Raw genomic sequence first — 25,870 nt, forward strand, 5'->3', positions numbered from 1 at the left:
AGCATCATTCGGCCCCGCTGTGGAAATCGAGCATCGCGCTCGCGATGATCGCGGGATGCACGCCATAGCTGCCATTGGCGATCGCGGTGCGCAGCGACGCGACGCGCGCGATGTCGACCGGCGGCGCCTGGTCGGCGAGGCTGCCCGCGAGGCGGGTCAGACGCGCGGTCGGCAGATTGTCCTGCGCCGGCTGGAGCTTCGCCGGGGCGCGCATCGCGGTCGCCGCTTCGCTGGCGACCCTGCGCAGCGGGCCGGCACGGCCGATGCCGCCGACTGGTCCGATCTTGCTGTCACCCGACATAAAAGCCTCCATCCGGTGCCGTCAGAAAAGTGACGACGCGGTTCACGAAGGCTTTAACGGATCGTGTATGCGGCGATTAAGGCGGCCGGTCGCAAAAAAGACAAAAGAAAGGCCCGGCGCCGTCGGAAAGCCGACAGCCCGGGCCCAGTGGGTGGGTAAGCGAGGGCGAAATCAGTCGTCGAGGCGGGCGCGGCCCGGGCCGGTGACGGTGGCGCTGAGTGTCGATTTGGCGTCGTTGCCGCGCAAGGCGATCGTCTCGCCGACGCGGCCGTCCTGCGTCGCGATGGCGGCGTAGCTGATCGAATAGCTTTCGGTCTCGATCGTCACGCGGACATTGTCGCCGCGGCGGATGACGGGCGCGCTTGCCGCGGGGCGCGCGAAGCTCGCCGCGACCGGCGATGCGCCCGCGGGGGCGGTCATCGGCACGCGCAGGCGCCAGCCGAGCGAGGCGCAGCGGACCGCGAGCGTCTGGGCGTCGAGTGCGGTCACCGAGGCCTGTTCGGGGCAGCGCGCCAGCTTGATGCGGCGATCGACCGGGGTCGCGTTCCGCCCCATGGCATTGGCGACCATGTCGGTCAGCACGTCGATCGTCTGCCAATCCTCATTGCCCTGCTGCGCCTCTGCCGCGATCGGGGCGGCGAGCGAGAGGGTGACGGCGCACGCGGCGAGGCGCGTGAGAATGTTACGGGACAAGGTCCATCTCCTTCGGTCCAAAATGGTCGCCCGATAAATTGCAGGAAGCGTGCCAGTCGCGGTTTGATGCGCGGTTTTGCGAGGCTGCGCGCGGCGTCGTCAGATTTTTGACGAACCAAGTGCGCCACAATTGCGGCTCCATATTAAATAACTGAAAAATATAGAGAAATACGGTTTGGCACGGCCGTTGCATCATGCCTTGGTGTTTTTCCGCGCGTCCGTGCCAACCGGCCGGATCCCGGCGAAAGGAAGTTGATGATGGCATCCGAGAAACTCTTTGGCCTGCACGCCACCGCGCTGCAGCTGCGCAGCCAGCGCATGATGATGCTCGCGTCGAACATCGCGAACTCCGCGACGCCGGGTTACAAGGCGCGCGATCTCGATTTCGCCAAGGCGCTCGACCTGGCGCAGCAGGGCGGCTCGACCGACGGCGCGATCAGCTATCGCGTTCCGGTGCAGGCGTCGCTCGACGGCAACACCGTCGAAATGGCGACCGAGCAGACCGCCTATGCCGAAAATGCGCTCGCCTATCGTTCGAGCCTCTCGTTCCTCAGCGGGCGCATCAACACGCTGTCGCGTGCGCTCAAGGGCGAATGACGATGAACGGCAATTTCTCCGTCTTCGACATCAGCGGCCGCGCGATGTCGGCGCAGCTCGTCCGATTGAACACCACCGCGTCGAACCTCGCCAACGCGGGAACGGTCGCGGGCAGCGAGGCGGGCGCTTTCCGTTCGCTGAAGCCCGTCTTCCGCACCGTGATGGACGACCATGGCCGCGCGACGGTCCAGATCGACCAGGTCACGACCTCGAAAATGGCGCCGTCGAAGCGCCATGATCCGTCGAACCCGCTCGCCGATGCCGACGGCAACGTCTGGGAAGCCGCTGTCGATAGCGCCGCCGAGCTGGTCGAGATGGTCGAGACCGCGCGCCAGTATCAGAACAATGTCCAGGTCCTCGAAACTGCCAAGGGCCTGATCAACGAAACCCTCAGGATGGGACAGTAAGATGAGCGTCAACAGCATCACCAACAACAACCCCGTGATCCACCCCAAAGGCACCAGCCAGCAGATGGGCCAGAGCGATTTCCTTCGCCTGATGACCGCGCAGCTGTCGCAGCAGGATCCGTTCAACCCGGTCGATAACCAGCAGATGGTTGCCCAGATGGCGCAATTCTCGAGTCTCGCCGGGATCAGCGAGACGAACACGGTGCTCTCGAAGATTTCGGAGCAGCTCACCGCGCAGACCCAGCTGCTCAAGGACATCAAGGCGGCCACGCCTGCGCCCGCGCCGACCCCGCCCACCACTTAAGCTCCCACCTTTCAGGAAGGATTAGTCCATGTCATTCTATACTTCGCTTTCGGGCCTCAAGGGCGCGCAGACCGACATGTCGGTCATCTCGAACAATATCGCGAACGCCGGCGCGGTCGGCTTCAAGCGCAGCAAGGCGCAGTTCGGCGATATTTTCGCCTCGTCGCCGACGCAGTCGACGAAGATGATCGCGGGTCAGGGCACGCGCCTCAACGGCATCACCCAGCAGTTTACGCAAGGATCGTACGAAGCGAGCGAAAAGACGCTCGACCTCGCGATCGTCGGCGAAGGCATGTTCATCGTGAAGGGCGAGCCGCCGCGCGAGGCGATCAGCTATACGCGTAACGGCTCGTTCGAACCGACCCCTGACCGCTATGTCATCGATTCGACGGGTGCGAAGTTGCAGCTGCTGCCGATCGACGCGAACGGCAATGTCACGAACAACACGCTCGCCGGCGCCTTCGACCTCCGCCTGCCCACGGGGGCGCCGAGCGATCCGGCCTCGGGTCTCGTCAACGTCACGATTGGCCTCGACGGTCTCGTCACCGCGACCTTTGCGAACGGTGAAGACCAGAAGCTCGGCAAGGTCGCGATGGCGACCTTCCCGACGATGTCGGGCCTGCGTCCGACCGGCGATGCGCATTGGCAGTCGACGGGCGAAAGCGGCCCGCCGACGATCGACGCCGCGACCAACGGCCCGATGGGCGCGGTCCGCTCGGGCGCGCTCGAACGCTCGAACGTCGATATCACCGAGGAACTGGTGATGCTGATGGCCGCGCAGCGCAATTTCCAGGCGAATGCCAAGGCGATCGAGGGCGCGTCGCAGCTGACCCAGACGATCATCGGCATGCGCTGACGCGCCGCTGACCGCCGCCTGCCGGGAGACTATCGATGGACCGCCTTATCTATACCAGCCTCGCCGCGATGCGGGGCAGCATGTCCCGGCAGACGGCGATCGCCAACAATCTGGCGAACGCCCAGACGCCGGGCTTCCGCGCCGACATGGCGAGCGCGCAGTCGCTGTGGCTCGACGGCGCCGGCCTCGACGCGCGCGCCATGTCGTCCGAAGAAGTGCTCGGCGCCGATATGAAGGCGGGCACCGTCACCCAGACGGGGCGCGACCTCGACATCGCGATGCAGGGCGATGCGCTGCTCGTCGTGCAGGCGAAGAATGGCGAAGAAGCCTATACGCGTCGCGGCGACCTGCAGGTTTCGCCGAGCGGGCTGCTCACCACCGGTGACGGCAATCCCGTGCAGGGCGGCCAGGGTCCGGTGACGATCCCGCCCGCCGACGCGATCAGCATCGACCAGGAAGGCCGCGTGTGGATCGTGCCGCAGGGCGGCGACCCCGAAAATCCGCAGGAGGTCGACCGGCTGCGGCTCGCGACCCCGACGGGGTCGGACATCGCCAAGGGGCTCGACGGCCTGTTCCGCGTGAAGGGCGGGGGCATCCTGCCCGACGATCCCGAAGCGCGGCTTCTGACCCGCTCGATCGAAGGATCGAACGTCACCGCCACCGCCGCGCTCGTCGAGATGATCGAGGCGAGCCGCAGCTGGGACACCCAATTGAAGATGATCGGCGACGTGCGCGACATGGACAGCGCGACCGCCAATCTGATGCAGCTTCCCCGTTAAGGAGATTATGAAATGAGTATCGGTGCCTTGCACGTCGCGCGGACCGGTCTGGATGCCCAGGGCTTCCGGATGCAGGTGATCGCCAACAACCTCGCCAACGTCAACACGACGGGCTTCAAGCGCGACCGCGCGAGCTTCGAGACGCTGAGCTATCAGATGGTGACGCAGGCCGGCGCGCCGTCGACGGCGGAAAACCGCTATGCGACCGGGCTCAACCTCGGCACCGGCGTCGCGCTCAACGGCACCGCGCGTATGGATACGCAAGGCACCTTCCAGACGACGGGCAACGGGCTCGACGTCGCGATCGACGGCGCCGGCTATTTCCAGGTCGAGATGCCCGACGGGCGCACCGGCTATACCCGCGCGGGCAATTTCGGCCGCTCGCCCGACGGGACGATTGTGACCTCGGACGGCAAGCCGATGACGCCCGCGATCCAGGTTCCCGAAGATGCCAGCAATGTGACGATCGGGCTCGACGGCACCGTTTCGGCGACCGGCGCCGACGGCACCGCGCTCGAACTCGGGCGGATCGAGATCGCGCGCTTCGCCAATCCGGCGGGCTTGCAGGCGATCGGCGGCAATCTGCTCGTCGAGACGCAGGCCTCGGGCGCGCCGCTCGTCGGCGGTGCGGGCGAGGAAGGCCGCGGAACGCTGCGCGGCGGGATGCTCGAAGGCTCGAACGTCAATGTCGTCGAGGAACTTGTCGACATGATCGAGACGCAGCGCGCCTATGAGGTCAATTCGAAGATGATCTCCGCCACCGACGAGATGATGAAAAATGCGTCGCAGACTCTCTAAGCTGGCGATGCTGGTCCTTGCGCTGGCGCCCGCCACGGCGCTCGCGAAGGACAAGCTGCCGCCCGACGCCTTTTCGGTTTCGATGCCGCCGCCGCCGCCATCGCCGCCGGCGAACGGCTCGATCTTTCAGGGCAGCTATGTCGCGCTCACCTCGGGCGGGCGTGCGGGCGCCGTCGGCGATATCGTCACGATCCAGCTCGTCGAGCGCACCGCGGCAACGAAAAGCAACGCCGCGGGCACGCAGCGCGACGGCGATATCGGCCTGACGCCGCCGACCACCGGCCCGCTGTCGCTGTTCAATCCCAGCGACATCGCGATGGGCGGCAGCCAGGCGTTCAAGGGCAAGGGCGACGCGTCGCAGTCGAACGCGCTGTCGGGCGAAGTCAGCGTGACGATCGCCGCGGTCTATCCGAACGGGACGATGTTCGTGCGCGGCGAAAAGCTGCTCACGCTCAATCGCGGCGACGAACGCGTCCAGATCTCGGGGATTATCCGCGCGATCGACATCAGCCCCGACAACCGCATCCTGTCGACGCGCGTCGCCGATGCCAAGATCCGCTACGTCGGCAAGGGCGAGATCGCCCGCGCGAGCCAGCAAGGCTGGCTGCAGCGCTTCTTCTCGATCATCAGCCCGTTCTAACAGAGGAATTTGAAGTGACCCAGCGTCCGACCCTGTTCACCCTTTTTGCGCTCCTGCTCGCGAGCTTCGCCTTTGCGGCGCCCGCGCACGCCGAGCGCATCAAGGACATGGGCCAGTTCCAGGGGCTGCGCGCCAACCAGCTCACCGGCTACGGCATTGTCGTCGGCCTCGCGGGCACGGGCGACGACAGCCTCGACTATTCGACGCTGGGCATGAAGGGCGCCGTATCGCGCTTCGGCCTGACTTTGCCGCCGGGGGTCAATCCCGCGTTGAAGAACGCCGCGGCGGTGATGATCACCGCCGAACTGCCGCCCTTCGCCAAGCCCGGCCAGCGGCTTGACGTCACCGTGTCGGCGATCGGCAAGTCCAAAAGCCTGCGCGGCGGCACGCTTGTGCTCGCGCCGCTTTATGGCGCCGACGGACAGATTTATGCGATGGTGCAGGGCAATCTCGTCATCGGCGGGCTCGGCGTCGATGCCGCCGACGGTTCGAAGCTGACGGTCAATGTGCCGTCGAGCGGCCGCATCGCGGGCGGCGCGACGGTCGAGCGCGCGGTCGACACCGGCTTCGCGACGTCGAGCTATCTGACCTTTAACCTCCACCAGTTCGATGCGACCAATGCCAAGCGGGTGACCGATGTGATCAACGCCGCGCTGCCCGGCGCGGCATCGATGATCGACGGCGCCAGCATCGCGATCCGCACGGGCGGCAACGGCGACGAACGCATCCGGCTGATCTCGCAGATCGAAAATCTGGGCGTCCAGCGCGCCGAGCCGCCGGCCAAGGTCATCGTCAACGCCCGCACCGGCACCGTCGTGATCAACGGCGCGGTCCGCGTCGGCACCGCCGCGGTGACGCAGGGCAAGCTGACCGTCTCGATCAAGGAATCGCCGATGGTCGTGCAGCCCGCACCGTTCAGCCGCGGCCAGACCGCGGTCGAGGAGTCGAGCGAGATCAGCGTCGAGCAGGACTATCGTCCGGTGATGCTGGTCAAGCCGACCGCTTCGCTTTCCGAACTCGTCGATGCGATCAATCGCATGGGCGTTCCCCCGGGCGACCTTGTCGCCATCCTCGAAGCGCTGAGCCAGGCCGGCGCGCTCACTGCGGAACTGGTGATCATATGACGAGCCCAATTTCTTCTGTCGGTGCCACGCCGACGCCCGCGGCTGCTGGCGGCGGCGATGGCGGGCTGCGCAAGGCGGCCGAGGCGTTCGAAGCCGTGATCCTGCGCCAGCTGATGGCGTCGATGCGGCAGGCCAAGCTCGGCGACGATATTCTCGGATCGAGCGCGACCGACAATTTCCGCGAAATGGCCGACGCGCGTACCGCCGACAGCCTCGCCGCGATGCGCCAGTTCGGGATCGCCGATATGGTCGAGCGGCAGTTTCGCGGTCAGCTCGGCGGCCTTAAGGGAGGCGTGCAATGAGCGACCTGCTCGGCATCGGCTATAGCGGGCTCAAGGCCTATTCGCGTGCGCTCTCGACGATCGGCGACAATATCGCCAACGCCCAGACCCCCGGATATGCGCGGCGCCGGCTCGAAATGATGGAAGCCGTCGGTGGCGGCAATTCGATCTTTTACCGCGGCAATACCAATCCCGGCGGCGTCGACATTCGCGGCATCGACCGCTCGGTCGACGGATGGCTGATCGAGGATTCGCGTATCACCTCGGGCGATGCCAATCGTTCGGCGACGAAACTCTCCTGGCTCGACAAGGTCGAAGGCGCGCTCAGCGACGAAACCAATGGTATCAAGACCGGGCTCACCAAGCTTTATACCACCGCCGACCAGCTGACCGCCGATCCGTCGAACCGGACGCTGCGTGCGCAGTTCCTGCAATCGGTCGACGATATCGCGTCGGGCTTTCGCACCGCGGCGGGCCAGCTCGACAAGATGGGCGAGGGGATCGAGGGCGCGGCCGCGAGTTCGGTCGACCAGTTCAACAGCAATCTGAATGCGCTCGAACAGATCAACGTCGGGCTGCGCAAGGCGCGGCCGGGCTCCACCAACGAGGCGAGCCTGCTCGACGAACGCGACCGGCTGCTCGACAAATTATCGTCGCAGGCGGGGGTCAGCCCGACCTTCGACAATAATGGCGCGGTGACGCTGCGCGCGGCCGGATCGGGCGACCTGCTCGTCGGCGGCGGCGTGGTGAATCCGATTTCGGTCACCGCGGCGCCTGACGGGCGCCTGTCGTACAGCGTCGGCGGTTCGCCGCTTGCGATCTCGACGGGCTCGCTCGCCGGTCTTGCGGAAGGTGCGAACCATGTCGCCGACCAGCGCGCGTCGCTCGATACGATGGCGACGCAGTTCGCGAGCCAGCTCAACGCCGCGCATCAGGCGGGCACCGATGCCAATGGCAATCCGGGGCAGCCCCTGTTCACCGGCACCAGCGCGGCGACGCTGACCGCCGCGCCGCTGACCCCCGATCAGGTTGCGGCGGCGAACGCGTCGGGCAGCAACGGCAACATGCTCGCGCTCGGCACGATGCGCGGGGCGAACGATCCCGAAGCGCGCTGGTCGGGCCATCTCGCCACTCAGGCGCAGTCGGTGGCGTCGGCGCGGGCGCAGGATGCCGCCGCCGCAACGCGCGCCGATGCCTCGGCCGCAGCGCGCGACGGCGTCAGCCAGGTCGATCTCGACACCGAAGCCGCCGAACTGCTGCGTTTCCAGCAGGCCTATTCGGCGGCCGCGCGCACGATCCAGGTCGCGCGCGAAACCATGCAAACATTGCTCAGCTCGCTCTAAGGAAGGGTCAGGACCATGATCAACGCCGTGGGCAACCGCATGACGCGCGAAATCGCGCGCCAACAGAAACTCGCCGACGCGCTCGAGCGCACGCAGATCCAGATCTCGGGCGGGAAAAAGCTGCTGCGCATGTCCGACGACCCCGTCGCGGCGCGGCGGATCGCTACGATCGGCACGACGCAGGCGAGCATGACCGCCTGGTCGGCCAATGTGAACGCGGCCGACGCGCTGGTGTCGCAGGCCGACGGCGTGATGAAATCGGTCAGCAACCTGATGACCCGCGCGCGCGAGCTGACGCTGTCCGCGGCGAGCGATACGACAAATCCCGCCGACCGCGCCACGATCGCCGCCGAACTCGGCACGATCGCCGACGAACTCGACGCGCTTGCCGCGACGCGCGATTCGAACGGCGAGCCCGTGTTCGCGACCGGCACTGCGCGCGTGATGCGCTTTGATTCGGATCTCAGCTTCGCCCCGGTTCCATCGGCGGCCGACGTTTTTGTCGTCGGCGGAAACAGCCTGTCGACGGGCATTCGCGATGCGGCCGCCGCGGTTGCGGCGGGCGACAAGGCGATGATGGGAACGTCGATCACAGCGCTCGGCACCGCGATCAGCCATGCCGCCGATAAGCATGCCGAAATCGGCCTGTCGGGGGGACGGCTCGACCGCATCGGCGACGGGCTCGCGGCGCGTGGGATCACGCTCAAGGACGAACGCTCGACGGTCGAGGATACCGACCTCGACGTCGCAATCGCCGAGCTCAAGGCCCAGGATCTGACGCTGCAGGCGGCGCAGGCGGCCTTTGCCAAGATTAACCGGCAGACCTTGTTCGATATTTTGAACTGACACCCCTCAATGTTGCGGCGCCGCTGCCGTTAATCATCAAGACGTCCCTGAATTTGCGGGGGCCGGCCTCGACAGCCGGATCCCGAATGGAGTTGCTCGCACATGTTTCCCGCCATCGGCATCGTCGTACTGATCCTGCTGGTTTTCGGGGGCTTCGCGCTGACCGGGGGCAATCTGGGTCCCGTCATGCACGCGCTGCCGCACGAAATGCTGATCATCGGCGGTGCGGCACTCGGCTCGCTGATCATCGGCAATTCGGGCGCCGATCTGAAGGCGCTCGGCGGCGGGCTCGCGAAGGTGTTCAAGGGACCGAAGTATAAGAAGCAGGACTATCTCGACTGCATCCTGCTCGTCTCGACGCTCATGAAGATGATGCGCACAGAGGGGCCCGTTGCCGTCGAGCCGCATATCGAGGATCCGAAAAACTCGACGATCTTCCAGCAATATCCCAAGCTTTTGAAGGACGACACGCTCGTCCACCTGATCTGCGACACGCTGCGCCTCGTCGTCGTGTCGTCGGGCACGCTCGATCCGCACGCGGTCGAAGAGGTGATGGACAATGCGCTGAAGAGCCACAACCATCATTCGATGAAGCCCGCCGAAGGTCTGCAGAGCCTCGCCGACGCGCTCCCGGCTCTGGGCATCGTTGCCGCGGTGCTTGGCGTCGTGAAGACGATGGGCTCGATCGACAAGCCGCCGGCGATCCTGGGGGCGATGATCGGCTCGGCGCTCGTTGGCACCTTCCTCGGCGTGCTGCTCGCCTACGGCCTCGTCGGCCCGTTCGCGACGCGCGCCAAGACAGTGATCGAAAGCGACAACGCGATCTATCACACGGTGAAGCAGCTGATCATCGCGTCGCTTCATGGTCATCCGCAGCCGCTGGTGATCGAGGCCGCGCGGTCGGGGGTCGACCATCATAACCAGCCGAGCTTTGCCGAGGTGTTCGACGGGATGCGGGGTCGCTGATGGCCGCGCGTCCCAACATGCCGCGACCGATCATCGTCAAAAAGGTGATCCAGGAAGCGCACGGCGGCCATCACGGCGGCGCGTGGAAGGTCGCCTATGCCGACTTCGTCACCGCGATGATGGCCTTCTTCCTTTTGATGTGGCTGCTCGGCGCGACGAACGAGGCGCAGCGCAAGGCGCTCGCCGACTATTTCGCGCCGACGATCGTCCAGAGCAAACAGGACACCGCGGGGTCGAACGGTCTGTTCGGCGGCGATTCGCTGGTGTCGGTTGACAAATATCCGCACGGTGCGGCGCAGACGGGCACGCGCGCCATGACGATCCCGCGCGACGCCGCGGGCGGGCCGCGCGAAGCGTCGGGGCGCGAGCGCGCGAGCGACAAGGAGCAGTTCAAGAAGCTCGCCCAGACGCTGATCGATCAATTGCAGGCAAAGAGCGACCTCAAGCGCCTTGCGCCGAACCTGCGCTTTACCGAAACGCTCGAGGGACTGCGGATCGACGTCATCGACGATGCGAATCTGTCGATGTTCGTGATGGGCACCAGCCAGCTCACCCCCGATGGCGCGCGGCTGTTCCGCGAGATCGCGAAACCGATCGCGGCCGTGTCGAACCAGGTGATGATCCGCGGTCACACCGACGCCGCGCCCTGGTCGGCGAAATCGGGCACGAACAACTGGCGCCTGTCGGTCGACCGGGCCGAGGTGACGCGCCACTATCTGGAGTTCCGCGGCATCGCCTCGAATCGCTTTTCGCGAATCGAAGGGGTCGCCGATCGCGAGCCCTATGTCCCCTCCGACCGATTCGATCCGCGCAACCGCCGCATCTCGATCACGCTGGGCTGGCGCTAGTCGCATGGCAATTAGTGCCAGTTTGGCAGCATATTGGAGATAGTTAACGCGATTGCGCGTCAATTACTTCCAATCTGGCAATATCTCTTTATTTTGAATGGGTTAGCTAACGTAGGGTAAGCTTTCGTTTACCAATTTCGTCAATTCCTCAATCCATCGAAGGGGGCACCGAGCGGGCGGTGCGGTGGAGACTGAAATGACTGTGGGGCAGAACAACAATTTGGCGCTCGAAGCGCTGATCATCGGCACGAGCCCGGCGACCTGCCGGCTCCGCGAAATGATCCGCCGCGTGGCGCGTTCGAACGCCTCGGTGATGCTCTGCGGCCCCTCGGGCTCGGGCAAGGAACTTGTTGCTCGCGCCATTCACGACGAAGGCGCCCGTGCCGGCAAGGCTTTTTCGGCGATCAACTGCGGCGCGATCCCCGGCGAACTCATCGAATCCGAACTTTTCGGGCATGAAAAGGGCAGCTTCACCGGTGCCCATGCCCGCCGCATCGGCCATTTCGAAGCGACCGAGGGCGGCACGCTCTTCCTCGACGAAATCGGCGACATGCGCTTCGACATGCAGGTCAAACTGCTCCGTGTGCTCGAAGACCGGACGATCGTCCGCGTCGGCAGCAGCGATGTGAAGGCCGTCGACGTCCGCGTCATTTCGGCCACCCACCAGGATCTCGGCGCCGCGATCGCCGATGGAAAATTCCGCGAAGACCTGTTCTTCCGGCTCGGCGTGGTTGTGCTCCAGGTCCCCAGCCTTGCCAACCGCGTCGAGGATATTCCGGCGCTCATCCGCCATTTCCAGCGCCAGATGCCCGCCGACGCCAAATGCCGCTTCGACGATGCGGCGATGGCGCTGCTGATGGCGCACGCATGGCCGGGCAATGTCCGCGAACTCAGGAATTTTGTGGAGCGCGCCAGCGTTCTCCATGGCGGCGAGACGCTCGGTCTCGATGACGTCGCCATGCTTTTGAACCCCACCGCAGCGCTTGCACCGCGACGGGCTGTCCCCACCAGCCCCGTCGCGGTGCCGGCCAGCGCGGAAGAACTCGCGGCTCCGGCGGCGGCGCACGCCAAGACGCCGGCGCCGGGCCGTCCGATCGACCTCAAGCGCGAGATCGAAACGATCGAACTCGAACAGATCCACGTCGCGCTCGACCTCGCCGACGGCATCATTTCGGAAGCGGCGCGCCTGCTGACGCTGAAGCGCACGACGCTGATCGAAAAGATGCGCAAGTACGGCGTTCACCAGCAGGCCGCCTGACCGGCCCGCGACACGAGTTTCAGCACCCGCTGAAAAAGGGAGCTCTGGTCCGCTCCCGCACCACCCGGCCGCCCGTCCCCACCATGGGCGGCCGGGTAACCAGCGGGCTCATTTCAAACGGCGACGGCCCGCTCCTCATTCGAGGGGCGGGCCGTCGTCGTTTTTCAGGTGGGAAGATTTGGTCAGCGAAGCTGGCGCCAGGCGGCGCTGATCGTCAAAATCCCTTCGAGCAGCTCGGCAAGGCCCTCGGCGCTATTCGCGGCCACCGCGTCGTCGAGCTTGCGGCGCATGCTGCGATAGACGCGCGACAGCGCCGTCGCGACGTCGCCGCCCTTGTCGCGGTCGAGATTGACGTCGAGGCCGATCAGGATTGCGCGGGCGCGATGCGCAGGCTCGGTAGCCGAAATGCGCTGCCCCTGGCGCACCATCGCTCCTAGCACGCCGACGGCGGTCTCCAGCTCGTCGTAAAGCATGGTGACAAGTTCGATAGGGTCGGCAGCCGCGGCGCGACTTTCGTTCTGCAATCGGCGGTAAAGTCCGGTTGCCCGGACGGTCGAGGCGGTAGCGTTCACGGCGGCGGTCCCCAAGTCCTAGTCTTTAGTCGTTGCCCTGGTTCGACCAGAGCTTGATTTGCTGTTCGAGATAGGTCTGCGTCGCCTTGAACGCGGCGAGCTTGGCTTCGAGCGTGCCATATTGCTTCTCGAGGCGCTTTTTATACGCGCTCTCGCGCTCTTCGATCTTTTCGAGCTGGTCGGCGAGGTTTTCCTTCTTCGCATCGAGCGATTTCGACACGCGATCGATCGCGCCGTTGGTTCCGACGGCCTTGTCGCGGATCGCGTCGAGCGCAAAGGCGATGCCGGGATCGCTCGTCTCGGTGTGCGTCGCATCGCGGCGCGGATTGAACAGCGCCTCGACCGCGCCCGCATCGCTGGCGAGCACCTTGTCGAGCTTGGCATTGTCGACCGAGAGCAGGCCCTCCTTCGTCGTCGAAATGCCGATGTCGGACAGCTTGTTGATCGTGCCGTGGCTCGACAGCACCTTGTTCACGAGGCTGCCGAGCTCGCGTTCGAGTTCGCGGAGCGAAGAGCCGGCGCCCGAGACGTTGGACGCGTTCACGAGGCTCTTCTTGAGCTGGTTGTAGACCGAGACGAAATCGCCGACAGTCTGCTTGAGCATGTCGAGCGGCCGGCTCGCGCCAATGTCGACACCCTGTCCGGGGGCGGCCTTTTTAAGCGTGAGCGACATGCCGGGGACGACATCGTCGATGATGTTGCTCGCGCGGCTGAACGCGACGCCGTCGATCGTGAATTCGGCGTTGGCCGCGGTCTGCCCCACGGTCATGCCGCCGCCGGTGGAAAAGGCGGTGAGGCCCGGATCGGCACCCGCGTCGGCGGTGAGCGTGAAGGCGCCGACGTCGCCTGTGGGGCCTTTCAGGATCAGGCGCTGGCCGCCTTCGTCGGCGATGATCGACGCCGTGACCCCGGCCCCGCTCGCGTTGATCGCATTGGCCAGCCCGTCGAGGCTGTTGTTCGTGGCGTCGATGGTGATGGTCTTGGCGACGCCGCCGACGGTCAGCGTCATCGTGCCCGCGCCGATTGCGGCGGTACGGTCGGCGACGACGGCGGAATAATTGGTCTGCGCGCGCGCGAGCTGGGTCACGACGACGGTCGCGGCGAAGCTGTCGGCGGAAAGGCCGGCGCGGCTGGTGGCGCTGAGTATGCTTTCATCGGAAACGGTCGGTGTGCTGCGCAAGGTGCCGTCGGCAACCATCTGGCCCAGCGAATTGGCAAAACCATCGAGATCCGATCGCGCCTGCGCCAGCGCGCTGATCCGCGTCTGGTTCGTCTGGGTAAGCTCGGCCATCCGCTTGATTTTCGGGTCGCGTGACGCGTTCGACAGGTCGGTGACGAGCTGTTTGACGTCGAGGCCCGACCCAAAGCCGAGGCTGTTGGCGATTGAACTGACCATGGCAAAATATCCTTCGAACCCCTTAACGGCGGCGCGCGGACAAGTTTAAGCCTGACGCCGCCCTTCGGGATCGAAACGATGCGAGGACGGCACATCGACCGCGGGGGGCGGCGTGCCTTCGGCCGCCGCGCGTTCGAGCTGGAAGACGAAGGCGAGCACGGTCGCGACCGCGACGAACAATTCCTCGGGGATCACGCGCCCGGCGCGCGCGGTGAAATAGATCGCGCGCGTGAGCGCCGGATATTCGAGCAGCGGGACATTGGCGCCGCGCGCCAGCTCGCGGATCGACAGCGCGACATCGCCGCGGCCGCGCGCGACGACGACGGGCGCGGCATCGACCCCGGGGCGATAGCGCAGCGCGACCGAGAAATGCGTCGGGTTGGTGAGGACGACGGTCGCGTCGGACACCGCCTTGCGCGCCGAACCGCTCAATATGTCGTGCGCGCGCTGGCGCTGCGCCTGCTTGAGTTCGGGGGCGCCGTCGGACTGGCGCATTTCCTCCTTCACTTCCTGCTTGCTCATCATCAGCCGCTTGTTGCGCTGGAACCATTGCACCGGCACGTCGATCAGCGCGATGACGACCAGCCCGCCGGCGAGCGTCAGCATCGCATGGCCGATTTCCTTTCCGGCCAATCCGATCGCCGCCATCAGGTCGGTCGACGCCATCGTCATGATCGCGGGCAGGCTCTTCAGGACGAGCCAGTAACCGATGGTGCCGAGCAGCAGAACCTTGGCGAGCGCCTTGCCGAGCTCGGTGACGCCTTGCATCCCGAACATGCGCTTGAGCCCGGCCATCGGGCTCATGCGATTGCCCTTGAAGTGAAGCGCCTTGCCGCGCCAGCCCATCGAACCGAGCATCGCGGGACCGGCGACCGCGGCGCCGAGCGCGAGCGCGAACAGGCTCGCGAGCGGGAGCAGGATTTCGGCGCCGTTGCGCATCAGCGCTTCGGCGGGCGCAAAATCGGCGACGTCGGCGGCGGTCAGTGTCAGGCCGCGGCGCACGAGGTCGCCCGCCGACTGGACGAACCAGCCGCCCGCGGCGACCATCCAGCCGGCGGCGGCGAGCATCATCAGTGCCGTCGCGAGTTCGCGCGACATCAGCACATCGCCTTCGCGCGCCGAGTCCGACAGCTTCTTCGCCGTCGGCTGTTCGGTTTTCTGGTCCTTCTCGGTCGTGCCCGCCATGGTCTAGATTCCGGCGACCATGCGCGCGGCGTCGAGCGCGTCGGACAGGATGCGCGCGATCGCCTCGGCCATCGCGGGGGTCGCGACGCCGAGCAGCACGATCCCGGCGAGCAGGGTCGCGGGAATGCCGACCGCGAACAGGTTGAGCGCGGGCGCCGAGCGGCCGATGACGCCCATGATGATCTGGACGAGGATCAGCACGAAGCCGACCGGCATCGCGATGGTGAGCCCCGCAGCGAACATCAGGCTGCCGAAGCGGATCAGCCCGCCGATCGCGTCCCACGACGGAAAAGCATTGCCGGGCGGCAGCGCGCTGTAACTGTCGACGATGATGCCGATCAGCACAAGATGGCCGTCGGCGGCGAGAAAGAGCGCGGTGGCCATCATCGACAGGAACTGGCCGATCGCCGAACTCGATGCGCCGCTGAGCGGATCGACCATCGATGCGAAGCCGAGGCCCATCGCATTGCTGATCGCCTCGCCCGCGAGCAGGGCGGCGGCGAGGCCCATCTGGAGCACGAATCCCATCGCGAGGCCGATCACGACCTCGCCGATGATGAGGAAAAAGCCCGGGACCGATACGATCCCCTCGGGCGGCAGTGCCATGCCCGATGCCGCGACCGCGGGCACCCCGACCGCGAGCGCGATGACCAGCCGCAGCTGCACCGGCACGCTCGTCGCGCCGAACACCGGCGCGGCGATGAACGCGGCGCCGGGACGGATCATCCCCAGCATCCACAGCTGGAGCATCGCCTCGATATTCGGGATGTCGGCGGGGTTCATCGACGTCCTAGCGGACGAGCGCCGGGATTTGCGCGAAGATTTCGCGGGTGAAATCGGTGAGCAGCACGAGGATGCTGCCGCCGAAGATCGCGAGGCAGATCGCCGCGACGATCAGCTTGGGCACAAAGGTCAGCGTCTGTTCGTTGATCGACGTCGCCGCCTGCACCATGCCGAGCAGTACGCCGATGACGAGCACCGGCAGCAGCAGCGGCGCCGAGGCGAGCGCGAGAATCCACAGCGACTGCTGCGCGACCCCGATGAAATAATCGGCCTCCACCGCGCTAACTCACGAAGGAGGAGGCGAGCGATCCCATCGTCAGCGCCCAGCCGTCGACGAGGACGAAGAGCAAGAGCTTGAACGGCATCGATATGATCGTTGGCGATAGCATCATCATACCCAAGGACATCAGCGCCGAGGCGACGATCAGGTCGATGACGAGGAAGGGCAGGAAGATCAGGAAGCCGATCTGGAACGCGGTCTTGAGTTCGCTCGTGACGAAGGCGGGGAGCAGGATCGAGAAGGGCACGTCCGCGGGACGAGCATAGGTTGGCGCTTTCGCGATTTTCGCGAACATCATCAGGTCGGTCTTGCGCGTCTGCTTCATCATGAAGCCGTGCAGCGCGACGCCCGAACGCGATACCGCTTCGCCGATATCGATCTGTTCCTGGCCATAAGGTTCGATCGCGACGCGGTTCACTTCGCTGATTACCGGCGCCATCACGAACAGCGAGAGGAACAGGCTCAAACCGACGAGCACCTGGTTCGGCGGCGTCTGTTGCAATCCCAGCGCATGGCGCAGGATCGACAGCACGATGATGATGCGCGTGAAGCTCGTCATCATCAGCAGCAGCGACGGCAGCACCGTCAGCAGGCTCATCAGGACGAGGATCTGGAGCGAGAGGCTCAGCGGACGGCCGTCGCCGCCGATCTCGCCGACCGCGCGGCTCAGCCCGTCGGCCGCCTGCGCATAGGCGGCGGGCGCGGCGCAGAGCAGCGCGGCGCCGCCGGCGAGCGCCGCGGCGCGCAGCCAGAAGCGGCGATCAGTCCGCATGGAAGTCGCCCTGGCTGTCGTCGGCGATCCGCGTGATACCGTTGCGCGACACCGCGATCAGCACGCGCTGCCCGGCGAACTCGACCACCGCGAGTTTCGATCCGGGGCCGAGCGGCAGCACGTCGATCATCTCGACGGCGCGCGCCTTGGTGCCGCCGCCGACGAGCGGAACGCCCATCTGGACGCGCTTCCACAGCCACAGGCTGCCCCACGCCATGCCGCCGACGAGCGGCAGCAGGATGAGCAGGCGGAGGATATATTCGAACATCAGGCTCTCCGTTCGAAACCTTCGAGCCCGCGCGCCGGCGCGACGACTTCGGCGACCTGGATGCCATAGCGGCCGTCGACGCTGACGATCTCGCCCTTCGCGATCAGTGTGCCGTTGGCATAGATGTCGAGCAGGTCGGTCGCGGCGCGGTCGAGTTCGATCACGCTGCCTTCGTCGAGCGTGAGCAGTTCGGAGAGCGTCATCGAGGTCGACCCGACCTCGACCGACACGCGCAGCGAAACGCCGGCGAGCAGGTCGAAATTGGGCGCGGCGGCGATGCTCTTGTCGCGCCGGTCGGCGCGTGCGACCTTCGGGGCGTCGCTGATATCAGTCATGGTCCGGTCCTTTTTCGATATGTTCGATCATGATCGCGGCGTTGCCATTGGCTTCGCCGATGCTGCCGAACGCGAAGTTGCGTCCGGCGACGGTCACCGGCACATGGCGCGGCATGGTAAGCGGGATGATGTCGCCAACCTCGAGCGCGAGCAGCTTGACGAGGCTGATCTCGGGACGCGCGAGCACTGAGCGGACGGGCATGCGCACGTCGCGCAGCGCCCTGTCGAGCGCGCCCGACCAGGCCGGGTCGGCGCCGCTATGGCCCGGCATGTCGGGAAGCAGTTCGTCGCCCGCGATCCCGCGCAGCGCGGCGACTGGATAGGCGCACATAATCGTCCGCCCCTCGAACGGGGCGCCGCGCAGCGTGAAGCGCTGGACGAACAATTCATCGTCGGCGCGCACCGCGGCGAGCTTGGCGGGGTCGGCGGTGACGCAATCGAGTTCGGGCTCGATCGCGAGCTTGCCGCGCCAAGCAGCGGCAAGCTGCATCCCGATATCGCGGCCGAGGCGCGCCGCGAAGCGATCCTCGGCGTCGGTCAGCTCTTCGCGTTCGGCGGCAAGCTGGCCGCGGCCGCCATAGAAGATGTCGACGAGCTGGAGCAGCAGCGAGCGCGAACCCGCGAGCAGCACCGGCCCCTTGAGCGGCGGCGCATGGTAACGCCAGAAGATCGCCGGGGCCGCGGACGCGCTCCACTCGGCAAAGCTCATCTGTTCGGCGCCCGACCGTTCGATCTGGATCGCCGGCGCGCCGAGCGCGCGGACGAGGTCGCGCAAGCTGCGCGCAAACTGGTTCGCCACGCCTTCGAGCGCGGGGAAGGCATAGCCGTCCGCCGCCCTGCGCAGCAGCAGGGATTCCTTCGTCTCCGCAGGCGCGGCCGCAGCTGCGGGTGCAGGTGCGGCCGGTGCCTTCACGGCTTTGACGGTTTTCGTGCTGGTGGTCACTGAATCACCAGGCTCGTGAAATAAACATTGTCGACGCCCCCGAAACCTTCCTTGTCGCGCAGCACATCGTTGATCGCGGCCGTCAACTGACGTTGCAGCCGCTGTTTCCCCTGCGATGTGGAGAGCAATGCCGGATCCTGTTCGGCGAGCACCATAAGCACGACCGAACGGATCGGAACAGCCTGCCGTTTGATATTATTGATAACCTTGCCGTCGTAGAAGGTCGAAAGGCTGATACCGACCTGCAGGAACCCCGATCCGTCGGCGAGGTTCGTCGTGAAGCTGTCGGCGATCGGGTAATAGGTGATCTCATATTTCTTGGGATCGACCTTGAACTTGTCGTTCGGGACCGACACCGTGCCGACCTTTGGCGGGGCCTCCTTGTCGTCGCCCTCGGCGGCGGGTTCGGGGTCTTCCTTGCTGCGCACGACGAGCTTGGGATAATTATCCTCGGGCTTCGCCTCGTGCGCCTGCAGCGCGCCGAAATAGATGCCCGCACCCGCGCCCGCGCCGATCAGCGCGATCGCGGCGACGCTGATCAGCAGCAGCTTCTTGAACTTGCCCTTTTTCTTGGGGGCGCCTTCGACAATATCCTTGGCCATGATGGGACCCTTTCTGATCAGGCGAAGCGGCCGCGGCGGTCGGCGGCGCGGTCTTCGTCACGCGGCTCGGCGCGTTCGGTGGCGGTTTCGATAAGATGCGCGGGGTCGGCTGCGGCGGAGCGGCCCTGACCCTGGCCCTGGCTTTGCGACTGGCGTCCGGTCTCGCCCGGCGTGCAGGTCACTTCGGCGCCGGCGACGCGGACCCCCTGCTGGCGGAGTTCGTCGACCAGGCGGCCCTGCGCGGCGGTAACGATCGTCGCGGTCGCTTCGTGGCGCGTGTCCATCTTCAGCGACACGCCTTCGTCGCCCATCTGCATCGCGACGTCGAGGCGGCCGAGATGCTTCGGCATCAGGCGAAAGCTGATGTCGCCGCTGTCGGATTTGGTCGCCGCGATGTCGCGCGCGAGCTGGTCGATCCACGCGCCGTCGCTGTCCATGTCGAGCACGCGTTCGGCGATCACCGCGGGCGCGGCCGCTTCGATAAGCGTCGCGGCGCCCTGTGCGGCGGGCTGCGCGAAGAGGATCGTCATCGACGGCGCCGCTTCGACGGGCTTGGCGGCGGGCGGCTCGGCGCCGGCGAGGATCGGCATCGCGGCATCGCGCGGACGCGGGGCAACGGGAAGCGCGGAGGTGCCGGTGTCGGCCGGGGCCGCCGCAGCTTCTGCCGGTTTCGAGGGTTTTGCGGCGGGGCTTGCGGCTGCCGGGATTGCGGCCGCCACGATCGCAGCCCAGTTCGTGGCCGGCGCAGCCGCCACGGCCTCGCCCGTCGCCGCCGTGTCGGGCGATGCGGCTTCCGCTTCGGGCTTGGCCGCAACCGGCTTACCCGACGTCTGTGCGGGCGCGGCGCCGGGGATGCTGCCGTTCAGCGCGATCAGCAGGTTGGCGGCCAGCGCCGCCGGATCGGCTTTGGCCGGCTCGGCCTTCACCGCGGGGGTTTCGACGGGGACGCCCGTTTCGGCGGGGGCCTCGATGTGCGGGGCCGCGGCATCGACGGCCGGCGCGGGATCGATCTTGATCGTCGCGGCGGCAGGATTCGCGATCGGAGCGGCCGCGACCGGCGCGGCGGCGAGCAGCTGGTCGAAACCGCCTTCGCCGCCACCCTCGGGAAGCTGACCGATGTTGGCGAGGAAGGTCGCGAAGCCCGCGGGCATCGCGCCCTGGATGGTGGGGAGGGAGGGCGCGCTCATCATGCCGCGCCGCCTTCGATCAGGCGCAGGCGCATGCCCGTGCGCGGGCGGTGCGGGCGGTTGGCATCGTCGCGGCGTTCCTGTTCGACCTGCGCCGCCTTGCGGCTGCGTTCATACAGGCGGACCGCCGATTCTTCCTTGACCATCGCGCTCTGTGCTAGCGCGCCCATCTGGTCGCGGCGTTCGCTCGCACCCGCCAGCGGCGCGGTCAGGCTTTCCTGCGCGATGTCGAGCCGCATCGCGAGCTCACCGATCGTGTTGAGCGCGCGGCCGGCGACCGCACCCTTCGCCATCGCGAGGTCGACGCGCAGCGTTTCGAGCCGCTTCGCGAGTTCGACGAGGTTCGCCAGTTCGCCATTGGCGCGCGCCAGATTGGCCTCCGCCTGCTGATGTTCGACGGAGCGCACGCGGATGATACGTTTGCGGCGTGCGGTACGGGCGTTCATGCGGAATATCCTTCAATCAGGGCTTGGCGGGAAATATCGAAATCGACCTGCGCCTTGGCAGGCTGCGAGACATAGGCGAGCTGGTCGGCGTGGCGCGCGATCGCGGTGTCGAGCACCGGATCGGCGCCCGCGACATAGGCGCCCATCAGCATCAGATCGCGATTCTCTTCATAGAGCGACCAGAGCTGGCGGAAGCGCGCGGCGGCGGCGGCATGTTCGGGATCGACCGAGTCGACCATCGTGCGCGACAGCGAACGGGCGACGTCGATCGCGGGATAGACGCCCTGTTCGGCGAGCTGGCGCGACAGGATGATATGGCCGTCGACGATCGCGCGCGCGCTGTCGACGACGGGGTCGTCGATGTCGCCGCCATCGGCGAGCACGGTGTAGAGCGCGGTGACCGATCCGCCGGTTTCGCGGTCGATGCCGGCGCGTTCGCACAGCGAGGGAATGAGCGCGAAGACCGACGGCGGATAGCCCTTCATCGTCGGCGGTTCGCCCAGGGTCAGGCCGATCTCGCGCTGCGCATGCGCGACGCGGGTCAGGCTGTCGATCAGCAGCAGCACCTTCTTGCCTTCGGCGCGGAACGCCTCGGCGATCGCGGTGGCGCGCATCGCGGCGCGCAGGCGGAGCAGCGGCGGATGGTCGGCGGGAACCGCGACGACGACCGATTTCTTGCGCACTTCGGGGGGCAGCTTGGTTTCGACGAAGTCGCTGACTTCGCGGCTGCGCTCGCCGATCAGTCCGACGACGATGACGTCGCATTCGGTGCCGGCGATCATCTGGCCCATCAGCACCGACTTGCCGACGCCCGAGCCCGCGATGATCGCGACGCGCTGGCCTTCGCCGACGGTGAGCAGGCCGTTGATCGCGCGCACGCCCATGTTGAGCGGCTTGGTCACACGCCCGCGGCGCAGCGGGTTGACCTTGCGGCCGGCGAGCGGCCACTGAAATTGCGACTTGATCGCGGGGCGGCCGTCGAGCGGATTGCCCTGCGCATCCATGATGCGGCCGAGCAGCGCCTTGCCGACGGGGACCATCGAGCTCGCGCCATGCGGCTCGACCGGCGCACCGGTGACCAGCGGCTTGTTCATGTCGAAGGGCAGGACGAGGCTGCGGTGGCCGCGAAAGCCCACGACCTCGCCATAGACATAGTCATTGTCGGCCGACTTGATGCGGACGTTGCTGCCCAGCGGCTGGGGGAAACCCGACACTTCGAGCATGATCCCCTCGTGCGCGACGAGCGTGCCGATGCGGCGCGGGCTGGCGCCCGCGAGGTCGACGGGGTCGAGCAGCTGCTGCGCGCTCATGGCGAGGCGGCGCGTCATTCGGCGTGTCCCGTGCCGAGCGCGGTGCGCAGTTCGTCGAGATAGACGGCGCGGCCATGTTCGATCCAGCCGGTCGAGGTTTCGAGGCGGACGGTGCCGCGCACCATCGCGGGATCGCTCTCGACCGCCATCGCGAGCGGAGCGTCGGCGAGCAGCGCGGCGTCTTCGGGATGAACCCACAGGGTGCGCGCCTTGTCGGCGTCGGCGACCATCGCCGCGGCGGTTTCGGCCTGCGCCTGCAACCATTCGGCGTCGATCGGCGCCGTATCGACGATCTGGCGGACCAGCCGCTCGACGGTTTCGGCGATCAGCTGTGCGAGCTCTTCGCTCGGCTCATCCTGCAGCGCTTCGGCGCCGGCGAGCAACGCGAGCAGCTGGTGACGCTCGGCCACAAAGGCGACTTCGGCGAGGCGCTGGCCTTCGGCGAGGCCGAGCGCGAAGGGATCGTCGACGTCGGGTTCGTCGTAACCTGCTTCGACGGGCTGCGCGGCATGGGCCGGCTGCGCGAAGGACATCGGACGGAAGCCGCTGCCGCGCGCCATCGCTTCGGTGAGCGAGACGGGGGCGAAGCCGGCGTGGGCGGCGCGATCAGACATAGTCGTCGCCGCCGCCCGCGATCATGATTTCGCCAGCCGCCGCCATCTGGCGAACGATCTGCATCACGCTCTTTTGCGCATCGTCGACGTCGGCGCGCTTGACCATCGTCATTTCGGCCATTTCGTCGCGGATCGTTTCGGCGGCACGCTGCGACATGGTCGCGAGGCACATGTCGACCATCTCTTCGTCGGCACCCTTGAGCGCGATCGCGAGCTGGGCGGCATCGACCGAGCGCAGCACGCTGCTGAGGCTCTTCTTGTCGAGGTCGCGCAGATTTTCGAAGATGAACATCTCTTCCTCGATCGTCTGGGCGAGGATGCGGTCATGCTTCTTCAGCGAGCGGAGTGTACGCTCCGAAAGCTGCTTCGGCATTTTTTTCATTATCTTGGCAACGTCGCTCGGGCCGCCGATCGCCTGCTTGGCGACGCGCTGGCCATCGACATTGGCGCTCGCGAGCACGGCTTCGAGATCCTCGATCGCCGCGGCGGGGACCGAGGTGAGCATTGCGGCGCGCAGCACCAGATCGGCCTGCAACACTTCGTCGAGCGTCTCGATCGCGCGCGCGGCGACATCGGGGACGAGCACCGAGAGGATCAGCGCGCCGACCTGCGGATGCTCGCTGGCGAGCAGCCCGCTGATCGCGTCGACATCCATCCAGCGCAGCATTTCGAGCGACGCGGCGCTCCGCTGCGGCGCGACGGCGGCGAGGATATTGTCGGCGCGGACGTTGCCGACGGCTTCGTTGATCACGGTGCGGATGCGTGTATCGGCGCCGATCGCCAGCGCGCTGACGTCGCGGCTGCGCGTCACGAAGCGGTCGAGCGCCTGCCCGATCTGCTGCTCGCTGGCGTTCGCGGTGTCGAACATCGCTTTCGCCAGCTGGCGGACTTCTTCGGGGCCGAGCTGCTTCAGGATCGTCGCGGCTTCGCTTTCGTCGAGCAGCATCAGCAGGATCGCGGCGGCGGCCGATCCTTCGATCGCGGCCGGTACGGGTGCGTTATCGAGTTCGGCGACTTCAGGCACGGGCGCCCTCCTGCATCAGGTGACGGACGACGAGCGCGGCGCGCGCCGAGTCCTGACGGACGAAGGCGCGGACGAGGTTGGCGCGCGCTTCATAGCTCGGCGCCTGTTCGATCATCTCGAGGGTGATTTCGCGGCCGCCCTGACCGCTGGCGAGTGCCGGGCGGTCGGTCGCGGCGAGCAGCGACGCTTCGAGTTCCTGATTCTGCGCGATGCGCTTCGCGGCGCGTTCCTTGGCGGCGCGGATCATCGGGCGGCCGATGAACAGGAAGGCGAGCAGCGCGGCGAGGATCGCGCCGACCTGCTGGACCAGCGGCATGAACCAGCCCTGGTCGTAAAAGGCGGGGGCGGTGTCTTCGACCGCGACGAACGGGCGCTGGTTGATCGCGACCAGATCGCCGCGGGTCGCGTCATATCCGACCGCGCCCTTCACCAGATTGTCGATCTTGGTGAGATCGGCCTGCGTCAGCGCCTTCTTGCCCTGATTGAGCGCGACCGCGACCGAGACGCGGCGCAGTTTGCCCTGCGGCGAATGCGTCACCGAAATCTCGCGGCCGACTTCATAGGCGCGCGCGGCGTTTTCGTTGCTTTCGGTGCCGGGCGCCGGGGCGCCGGGCGGGACCGGCTGCGGGCCGGTCGCGGTGACCGTCGTCGCCTGCGGCGGCTGGTTCGACAGCGCGCCGGGGATGCCGACCGCGGGGGCGCTCGTGCCGCTGGTCGAGCGCGTGATCTGTTCGCTGGTCAGCGCACGGTCATTCTCGGGGAAGCTTTCGCGCGTCGCCTGGCTTTCGGACATGTCGACGTCGGCGTGGACTTCGACGGTGTAATTGCCGGCGCCGAGCATCGGGCCGAGCAGGGTGTCGAGCGCGCGGCGGAAACGGTCTTCGACCTGCAGCTGCAGCTGGAATGCCTTCATGTCGCTGCCCGACGCGGTGTCGGAGAGCAAAGCGCCGCGCTGATCGATCACCGACACCTGGTCGGCGTTCATGCCGGGGATCGACGAGGCGACGAGGAAACGGATCGCCTGCACCTGACCGTCGCTGAGCGAACGGCCGTTCTGCAGCGTCAGCATCACCGATGCGGTGGCGGGCTTGTCTTCGCGGACGAACAGGCTGGGTTCGGCGGCCGCGACATGGACGCGCGCGCTCTTGACCGCGTCGATCGTCTCGATCGTGCGCGACAGGTCGGCCTCGCGCGCCGAGCGCAGCGCTTCGCCTTCGATCGCGCGGCTCGACCCCATGGGGAGCGAAGCGATCAGGCTGTCGCCGCTCGGTGCCGCCTTGGGCAGGCCTTGTCCGGCGAGTGCGATGCGCGCCTGATGGAGCTTGTCGGCGTCGACGGTCAGCGCGCCCGTGGTCGGGTCGATGCTGTGGCCGATGCCCTGCGTCTGCAGCGCGTCGGCGACCGCCGCCTTGTCGGTGTCGTCGAGCCCGGCGAAGAGCTGCGCCTGCGGGGCCGCCTGCATCGTGAAATAGGCGAGCGCGGCGATGCCGATCGCCGAGGTCATCGCGATCGCGGGCAGCGCGCGCTGCACCGCCGGCTGGCGCATAAACTGGGTCAACGGTGCGAGCCGGGCGCCCAGGACGGGGGCGGGGAGGCGGTTCGCGGATCCGTCGTTCACAGAGTTGGGGACGGGGGTAAGGATCTGGGTCTCGGCCATGGATTACACCGGCATGTTCATGATGTCGCGATACGCGGACAGCAGCTTGTTGCGGACTTGCAGGGTGGTTTCGAAGCCGAGCGAGGCCTTCTGGCGCTCGATCATCACGCTGACGATGTCGTGCGTGTCGCCGCGTTCATAGGCTTCGGTGATCTGGCTCGCCTTCGACTGCTGCGCGTTGACCTGTTGCAATGCATTGTTGATCGCCGCGCCGAAATCGGGGGTGCCCGCTGCGCCGCCGACGCCGCCTTCGGCCCCGCCGATGCCGCCGCGACCTGCGGCGCGCTGCAGCGCCTGGTTTTGATTGAGGATCGAACTGCGCATCTGCAGCAGCCGGCTCGGGTCAATCGTGCTCATTGCTTCTTCATCCGTCCTGGTGCGCGGCGGTGCGCCGCACGCACCAAAGAAGAATGCAAAGCTCGTGCCAAAAATTTTAATGGCGTATTTTCAATATA

33 protein-coding genes are annotated in these 25,870 nt (G+C 66.7%); 14 read left to right on the plus strand and 19 right to left on the minus strand.

All coding sequences use genetic code 11. From position 1 onward, the window contains the following. Positions 1 to 4: 4 nt before the first annotated feature. Together flgM and FG91_RS04705 are read right to left on the minus strand one after the other, a co-directional pair. Positions 5 to 301 carry a flagellar biosynthesis anti-sigma factor FlgM gene (flgM, locus tag FG91_RS04700; RefSeq protein ID WP_161785625.1) on the minus strand — a complete coding sequence of 99 codons (297 nt, stop codon included), beginning with the start codon at positions 299 to 301 and terminating at the stop codon, positions 5 to 7. Positions 302 to 472: 171 nt separating this feature from the next. Next, positions 473 to 994 (minus strand): flagella basal body P-ring formation protein FlgA, encoded by a 522-nt coding sequence (locus FG91_RS04705; RefSeq protein ID WP_037512552.1) that lies wholly within the window; start codon positions 992 to 994, stop codon positions 473 to 475. Between the two features lie 255 nt (positions 995 to 1,249). Here FG91_RS04705 and FG91_RS04710 point away from each other — a divergent pair, with 255 nt between their 5' ends. The 14 genes from FG91_RS04710 to FG91_RS04775 all read left to right on the plus strand — a co-directional run bounded on the left by FG91_RS04710 (position 1,250) and on the right by FG91_RS04775 (position 12,041). Then, the gene (locus tag FG91_RS04710; RefSeq protein WP_037512554.1) at positions 1,250 to 1,591 is read left to right on the plus strand and encodes a flagellar basal body rod protein FlgB; all 342 of its coding nucleotides are present in this window, start codon (positions 1,250 to 1,252) and stop codon (positions 1,589 to 1,591) included. Beyond that, positions 1,588 to 1,998 carry a flagellar basal body rod protein FlgC gene (flgC, locus tag FG91_RS04715; RefSeq protein ID WP_037512556.1) on the plus strand — a complete coding sequence of 137 codons (411 nt, stop codon included), beginning with the start codon at positions 1,588 to 1,590 and terminating at the stop codon, positions 1,996 to 1,998. The genes FG91_RS04710 and flgC overlap by 4 nt, the downstream gene beginning before the upstream one ends. Position 1,999: 1 nt before the next feature. Continuing rightward, positions 2,000 to 2,302, plus strand: a complete 303-nt coding sequence (locus FG91_RS04720; protein ID WP_037512558.1) for a flagellar hook assembly protein FlgD — start codon at positions 2,000 to 2,002, stop codon at positions 2,300 to 2,302. Between the two features lie 28 nt (positions 2,303 to 2,330). Continuing rightward, complete coding sequence (locus FG91_RS04725; RefSeq protein WP_037512559.1) at positions 2,331 to 3,158, plus strand: flagellar hook-basal body complex protein; 828 nt, start codon at positions 2,331 to 2,333, stop codon at positions 3,156 to 3,158. 35 nt (positions 3,159 to 3,193) lie between these two features. Further along, positions 3,194 to 3,937: a flagellar basal-body rod protein FlgF gene (gene flgF, locus FG91_RS04730; RefSeq protein WP_037512560.1), complete on the plus strand. Its 744-nt coding sequence runs from the start codon at positions 3,194 to 3,196 to the stop codon at positions 3,935 to 3,937. A 12-nt stretch (positions 3,938 to 3,949) separates the two neighbouring features. After that, positions 3,950 to 4,735: a flagellar basal-body rod protein FlgG gene (gene flgG / locus FG91_RS04735; RefSeq protein WP_037512561.1), complete on the plus strand. Its 786-nt coding sequence runs from the start codon at positions 3,950 to 3,952 to the stop codon at positions 4,733 to 4,735. After that, a complete protein-coding gene (locus tag FG91_RS04740) occupies positions 4,716 to 5,375 on the plus strand; it encodes a flagellar basal body L-ring protein FlgH (RefSeq protein WP_037512562.1) in 660 nt (219 codons plus the stop codon). Before flgG ends, FG91_RS04740 begins: the two co-directional genes overlap by 20 nt. Positions 5,376 to 5,389: 14 nt before the next feature. Beyond that, complete coding sequence (locus FG91_RS04745; protein WP_081940417.1) at positions 5,390 to 6,499, plus strand: flagellar basal body P-ring protein FlgI; 1,110 nt, start codon at positions 5,390 to 5,392, stop codon at positions 6,497 to 6,499. After that, positions 6,496 to 6,801, plus strand: a complete 306-nt coding sequence (locus FG91_RS04750) for a rod-binding protein (protein WP_037512563.1) — start codon at positions 6,496 to 6,498, stop codon at positions 6,799 to 6,801. Before FG91_RS04745 ends, FG91_RS04750 begins: the two co-directional genes overlap by 4 nt. Beyond that, a complete protein-coding gene (gene flgK, locus FG91_RS04755; protein WP_037512564.1) occupies positions 6,798 to 8,123 on the plus strand; it encodes a flagellar hook-associated protein FlgK in 1,326 nt (441 codons plus the stop codon). Before FG91_RS04750 ends, flgK begins: the two co-directional genes overlap by 4 nt. 15 nt (positions 8,124 to 8,138) lie before the next feature. Continuing rightward, complete coding sequence (locus tag FG91_RS04760; RefSeq protein ID WP_037512565.1) at positions 8,139 to 8,969, plus strand: flagellin N-terminal helical domain-containing protein; 831 nt, start codon at positions 8,139 to 8,141, stop codon at positions 8,967 to 8,969. A gap of 102 nt (positions 8,970 to 9,071) precedes the next feature. Further along, positions 9,072 to 9,935 (plus strand): flagellar motor stator protein MotA, encoded by an 864-nt coding sequence (motA, locus tag FG91_RS04765; RefSeq protein ID WP_037512567.1) that lies wholly within the window; start codon positions 9,072 to 9,074, stop codon positions 9,933 to 9,935. Next, positions 9,935 to 10,783: a flagellar motor protein MotB gene (locus tag FG91_RS04770; protein WP_037512570.1), complete on the plus strand. Its 849-nt coding sequence runs from the start codon at positions 9,935 to 9,937 to the stop codon at positions 10,781 to 10,783. The genes motA and FG91_RS04770 overlap by 1 nt, the downstream gene beginning before the upstream one ends. 196 nt (positions 10,784 to 10,979) lie before the next feature. After that, on the plus strand, positions 10,980 to 12,041 hold the full coding sequence (locus tag FG91_RS04775) for a sigma-54 interaction domain-containing protein (RefSeq protein ID WP_037512847.1): 1,062 nt from the start codon (positions 10,980 to 10,982) through the stop codon (positions 12,039 to 12,041). Positions 12,042 to 12,223: 182 nt separating this feature from the next. Here FG91_RS04775 and FG91_RS04780 read toward each other — a convergent pair whose 3' ends face one another. Genes FG91_RS04780 through fliE form a run of 17 tightly spaced genes read right to left on the minus strand, consistent with a single transcriptional unit; the run spans position 12,224 to position 25,772 of the window. Further along, positions 12,224 to 12,613: a flagellar export chaperone FliS gene (locus FG91_RS04780; RefSeq protein ID WP_037512849.1), complete on the minus strand. Its 390-nt coding sequence runs from the start codon at positions 12,611 to 12,613 to the stop codon at positions 12,224 to 12,226. Between the two features lie 25 nt (positions 12,614 to 12,638). Next, positions 12,639 to 14,009, minus strand: coding sequence for a flagellar filament capping protein FliD (fliD, locus tag FG91_RS04785; RefSeq protein WP_037512572.1), 1,371 nt, complete (start codon positions 14,007 to 14,009; stop codon positions 12,639 to 12,641). A gap of 45 nt (positions 14,010 to 14,054) precedes the next feature. Next, positions 14,055 to 15,194: a flagellar type III secretion system protein FlhB gene (gene flhB, locus FG91_RS04790; RefSeq protein WP_037512574.1), complete on the minus strand. Its 1,140-nt coding sequence runs from the start codon at positions 15,192 to 15,194 to the stop codon at positions 14,055 to 14,057. A 3-nt stretch (positions 15,195 to 15,197) separates the two neighbouring features. Next, positions 15,198 to 15,977 carry a flagellar biosynthetic protein FliR gene (gene fliR, locus FG91_RS04795; RefSeq protein ID WP_037512575.1) on the minus strand — a complete coding sequence of 260 codons (780 nt, stop codon included), beginning with the start codon at positions 15,975 to 15,977 and terminating at the stop codon, positions 15,198 to 15,200. A gap of 7 nt (positions 15,978 to 15,984) precedes the next feature. Then, positions 15,985 to 16,254: a flagellar biosynthetic protein FliQ gene (locus tag FG91_RS04800; RefSeq protein ID WP_037512577.1), complete on the minus strand. Its 270-nt coding sequence runs from the start codon at positions 16,252 to 16,254 to the stop codon at positions 15,985 to 15,987. Between the two features lie 4 nt (positions 16,255 to 16,258). Next, complete coding sequence (gene fliP, locus FG91_RS04805) at positions 16,259 to 17,029, minus strand: flagellar type III secretion system pore protein FliP (protein ID WP_037512578.1); 771 nt, start codon at positions 17,027 to 17,029, stop codon at positions 16,259 to 16,261. Next, positions 17,019 to 17,297 carry a flagellar biosynthetic protein FliO gene (locus FG91_RS04810; protein ID WP_037512580.1) on the minus strand — a complete coding sequence of 93 codons (279 nt, stop codon included), beginning with the start codon at positions 17,295 to 17,297 and terminating at the stop codon, positions 17,019 to 17,021. The genes fliP and FG91_RS04810 overlap by 11 nt, the downstream gene beginning before the upstream one ends. Beyond that, on the minus strand, positions 17,297 to 17,632 hold the full coding sequence (fliN, locus tag FG91_RS04815) for a flagellar motor switch protein FliN (protein ID WP_037512582.1): 336 nt from the start codon (positions 17,630 to 17,632) through the stop codon (positions 17,297 to 17,299). The genes FG91_RS04810 and fliN overlap by 1 nt, the downstream gene beginning before the upstream one ends. Beyond that, positions 17,625 to 18,575, minus strand: a complete 951-nt coding sequence (locus FG91_RS04820; protein WP_037512583.1) for a flagellar motor switch protein FliM — start codon at positions 18,573 to 18,575, stop codon at positions 17,625 to 17,627. Before FG91_RS04820 ends, fliN begins: the two co-directional genes overlap by 8 nt. Then, on the minus strand, positions 18,572 to 19,177 hold the full coding sequence (locus FG91_RS04825; protein WP_037512584.1) for a flagellar basal body-associated FliL family protein: 606 nt from the start codon (positions 19,175 to 19,177) through the stop codon (positions 18,572 to 18,574). The genes FG91_RS04820 and FG91_RS04825 overlap by 4 nt, the downstream gene beginning before the upstream one ends. 17 nt (positions 19,178 to 19,194) lie before the next feature. Beyond that, positions 19,195 to 20,367 carry a flagellar hook-length control protein FliK gene (locus tag FG91_RS20855; protein ID WP_081940418.1) on the minus strand — a complete coding sequence of 391 codons (1,173 nt, stop codon included), beginning with the start codon at positions 20,365 to 20,367 and terminating at the stop codon, positions 19,195 to 19,197. Then, entirely contained in the window at positions 20,364 to 20,810 is a 447-nt protein-coding gene (locus tag FG91_RS04840) for a hypothetical protein (protein WP_037512586.1), read from the minus strand. The genes FG91_RS20855 and FG91_RS04840 overlap by 4 nt, the downstream gene beginning before the upstream one ends. Further along, positions 20,807 to 22,138, minus strand: coding sequence for a FliI/YscN family ATPase (locus tag FG91_RS04845; protein WP_037512587.1), 1,332 nt, complete (start codon positions 22,136 to 22,138; stop codon positions 20,807 to 20,809). The genes FG91_RS04840 and FG91_RS04845 overlap by 4 nt, the downstream gene beginning before the upstream one ends. Beyond that, complete coding sequence (locus FG91_RS04850) at positions 22,135 to 22,734, minus strand: FliH/SctL family protein (RefSeq protein ID WP_037512588.1); 600 nt, start codon at positions 22,732 to 22,734, stop codon at positions 22,135 to 22,137. The genes FG91_RS04845 and FG91_RS04850 overlap by 4 nt, the downstream gene beginning before the upstream one ends. Beyond that, positions 22,727 to 23,758 carry a flagellar motor switch protein FliG gene (gene fliG / locus FG91_RS04855; protein WP_052187314.1) on the minus strand — a complete coding sequence of 344 codons (1,032 nt, stop codon included), beginning with the start codon at positions 23,756 to 23,758 and terminating at the stop codon, positions 22,727 to 22,729. Before fliG ends, FG91_RS04850 begins: the two co-directional genes overlap by 8 nt. After that, complete coding sequence (gene fliF, locus FG91_RS04860) at positions 23,751 to 25,415, minus strand: flagellar basal-body MS-ring/collar protein FliF (protein ID WP_037512590.1); 1,665 nt, start codon at positions 25,413 to 25,415, stop codon at positions 23,751 to 23,753. Before fliF ends, fliG begins: the two co-directional genes overlap by 8 nt. 3 nt (positions 25,416 to 25,418) lie before the next feature. Further along, positions 25,419 to 25,772: a flagellar hook-basal body complex protein FliE gene (gene fliE / locus FG91_RS04865; protein WP_037512591.1), complete on the minus strand. Its 354-nt coding sequence runs from the start codon at positions 25,770 to 25,772 to the stop codon at positions 25,419 to 25,421. Positions 25,773 to 25,870 lie beyond the last annotated feature (98 nt).

The sequence above is a fragment of the Sphingopyxis sp. LC81 genome (genome assembly GCF_000756375.1).
Taxonomy (GTDB): domain Bacteria; phylum Pseudomonadota; class Alphaproteobacteria; order Sphingomonadales; family Sphingomonadaceae; genus Sphingopyxis.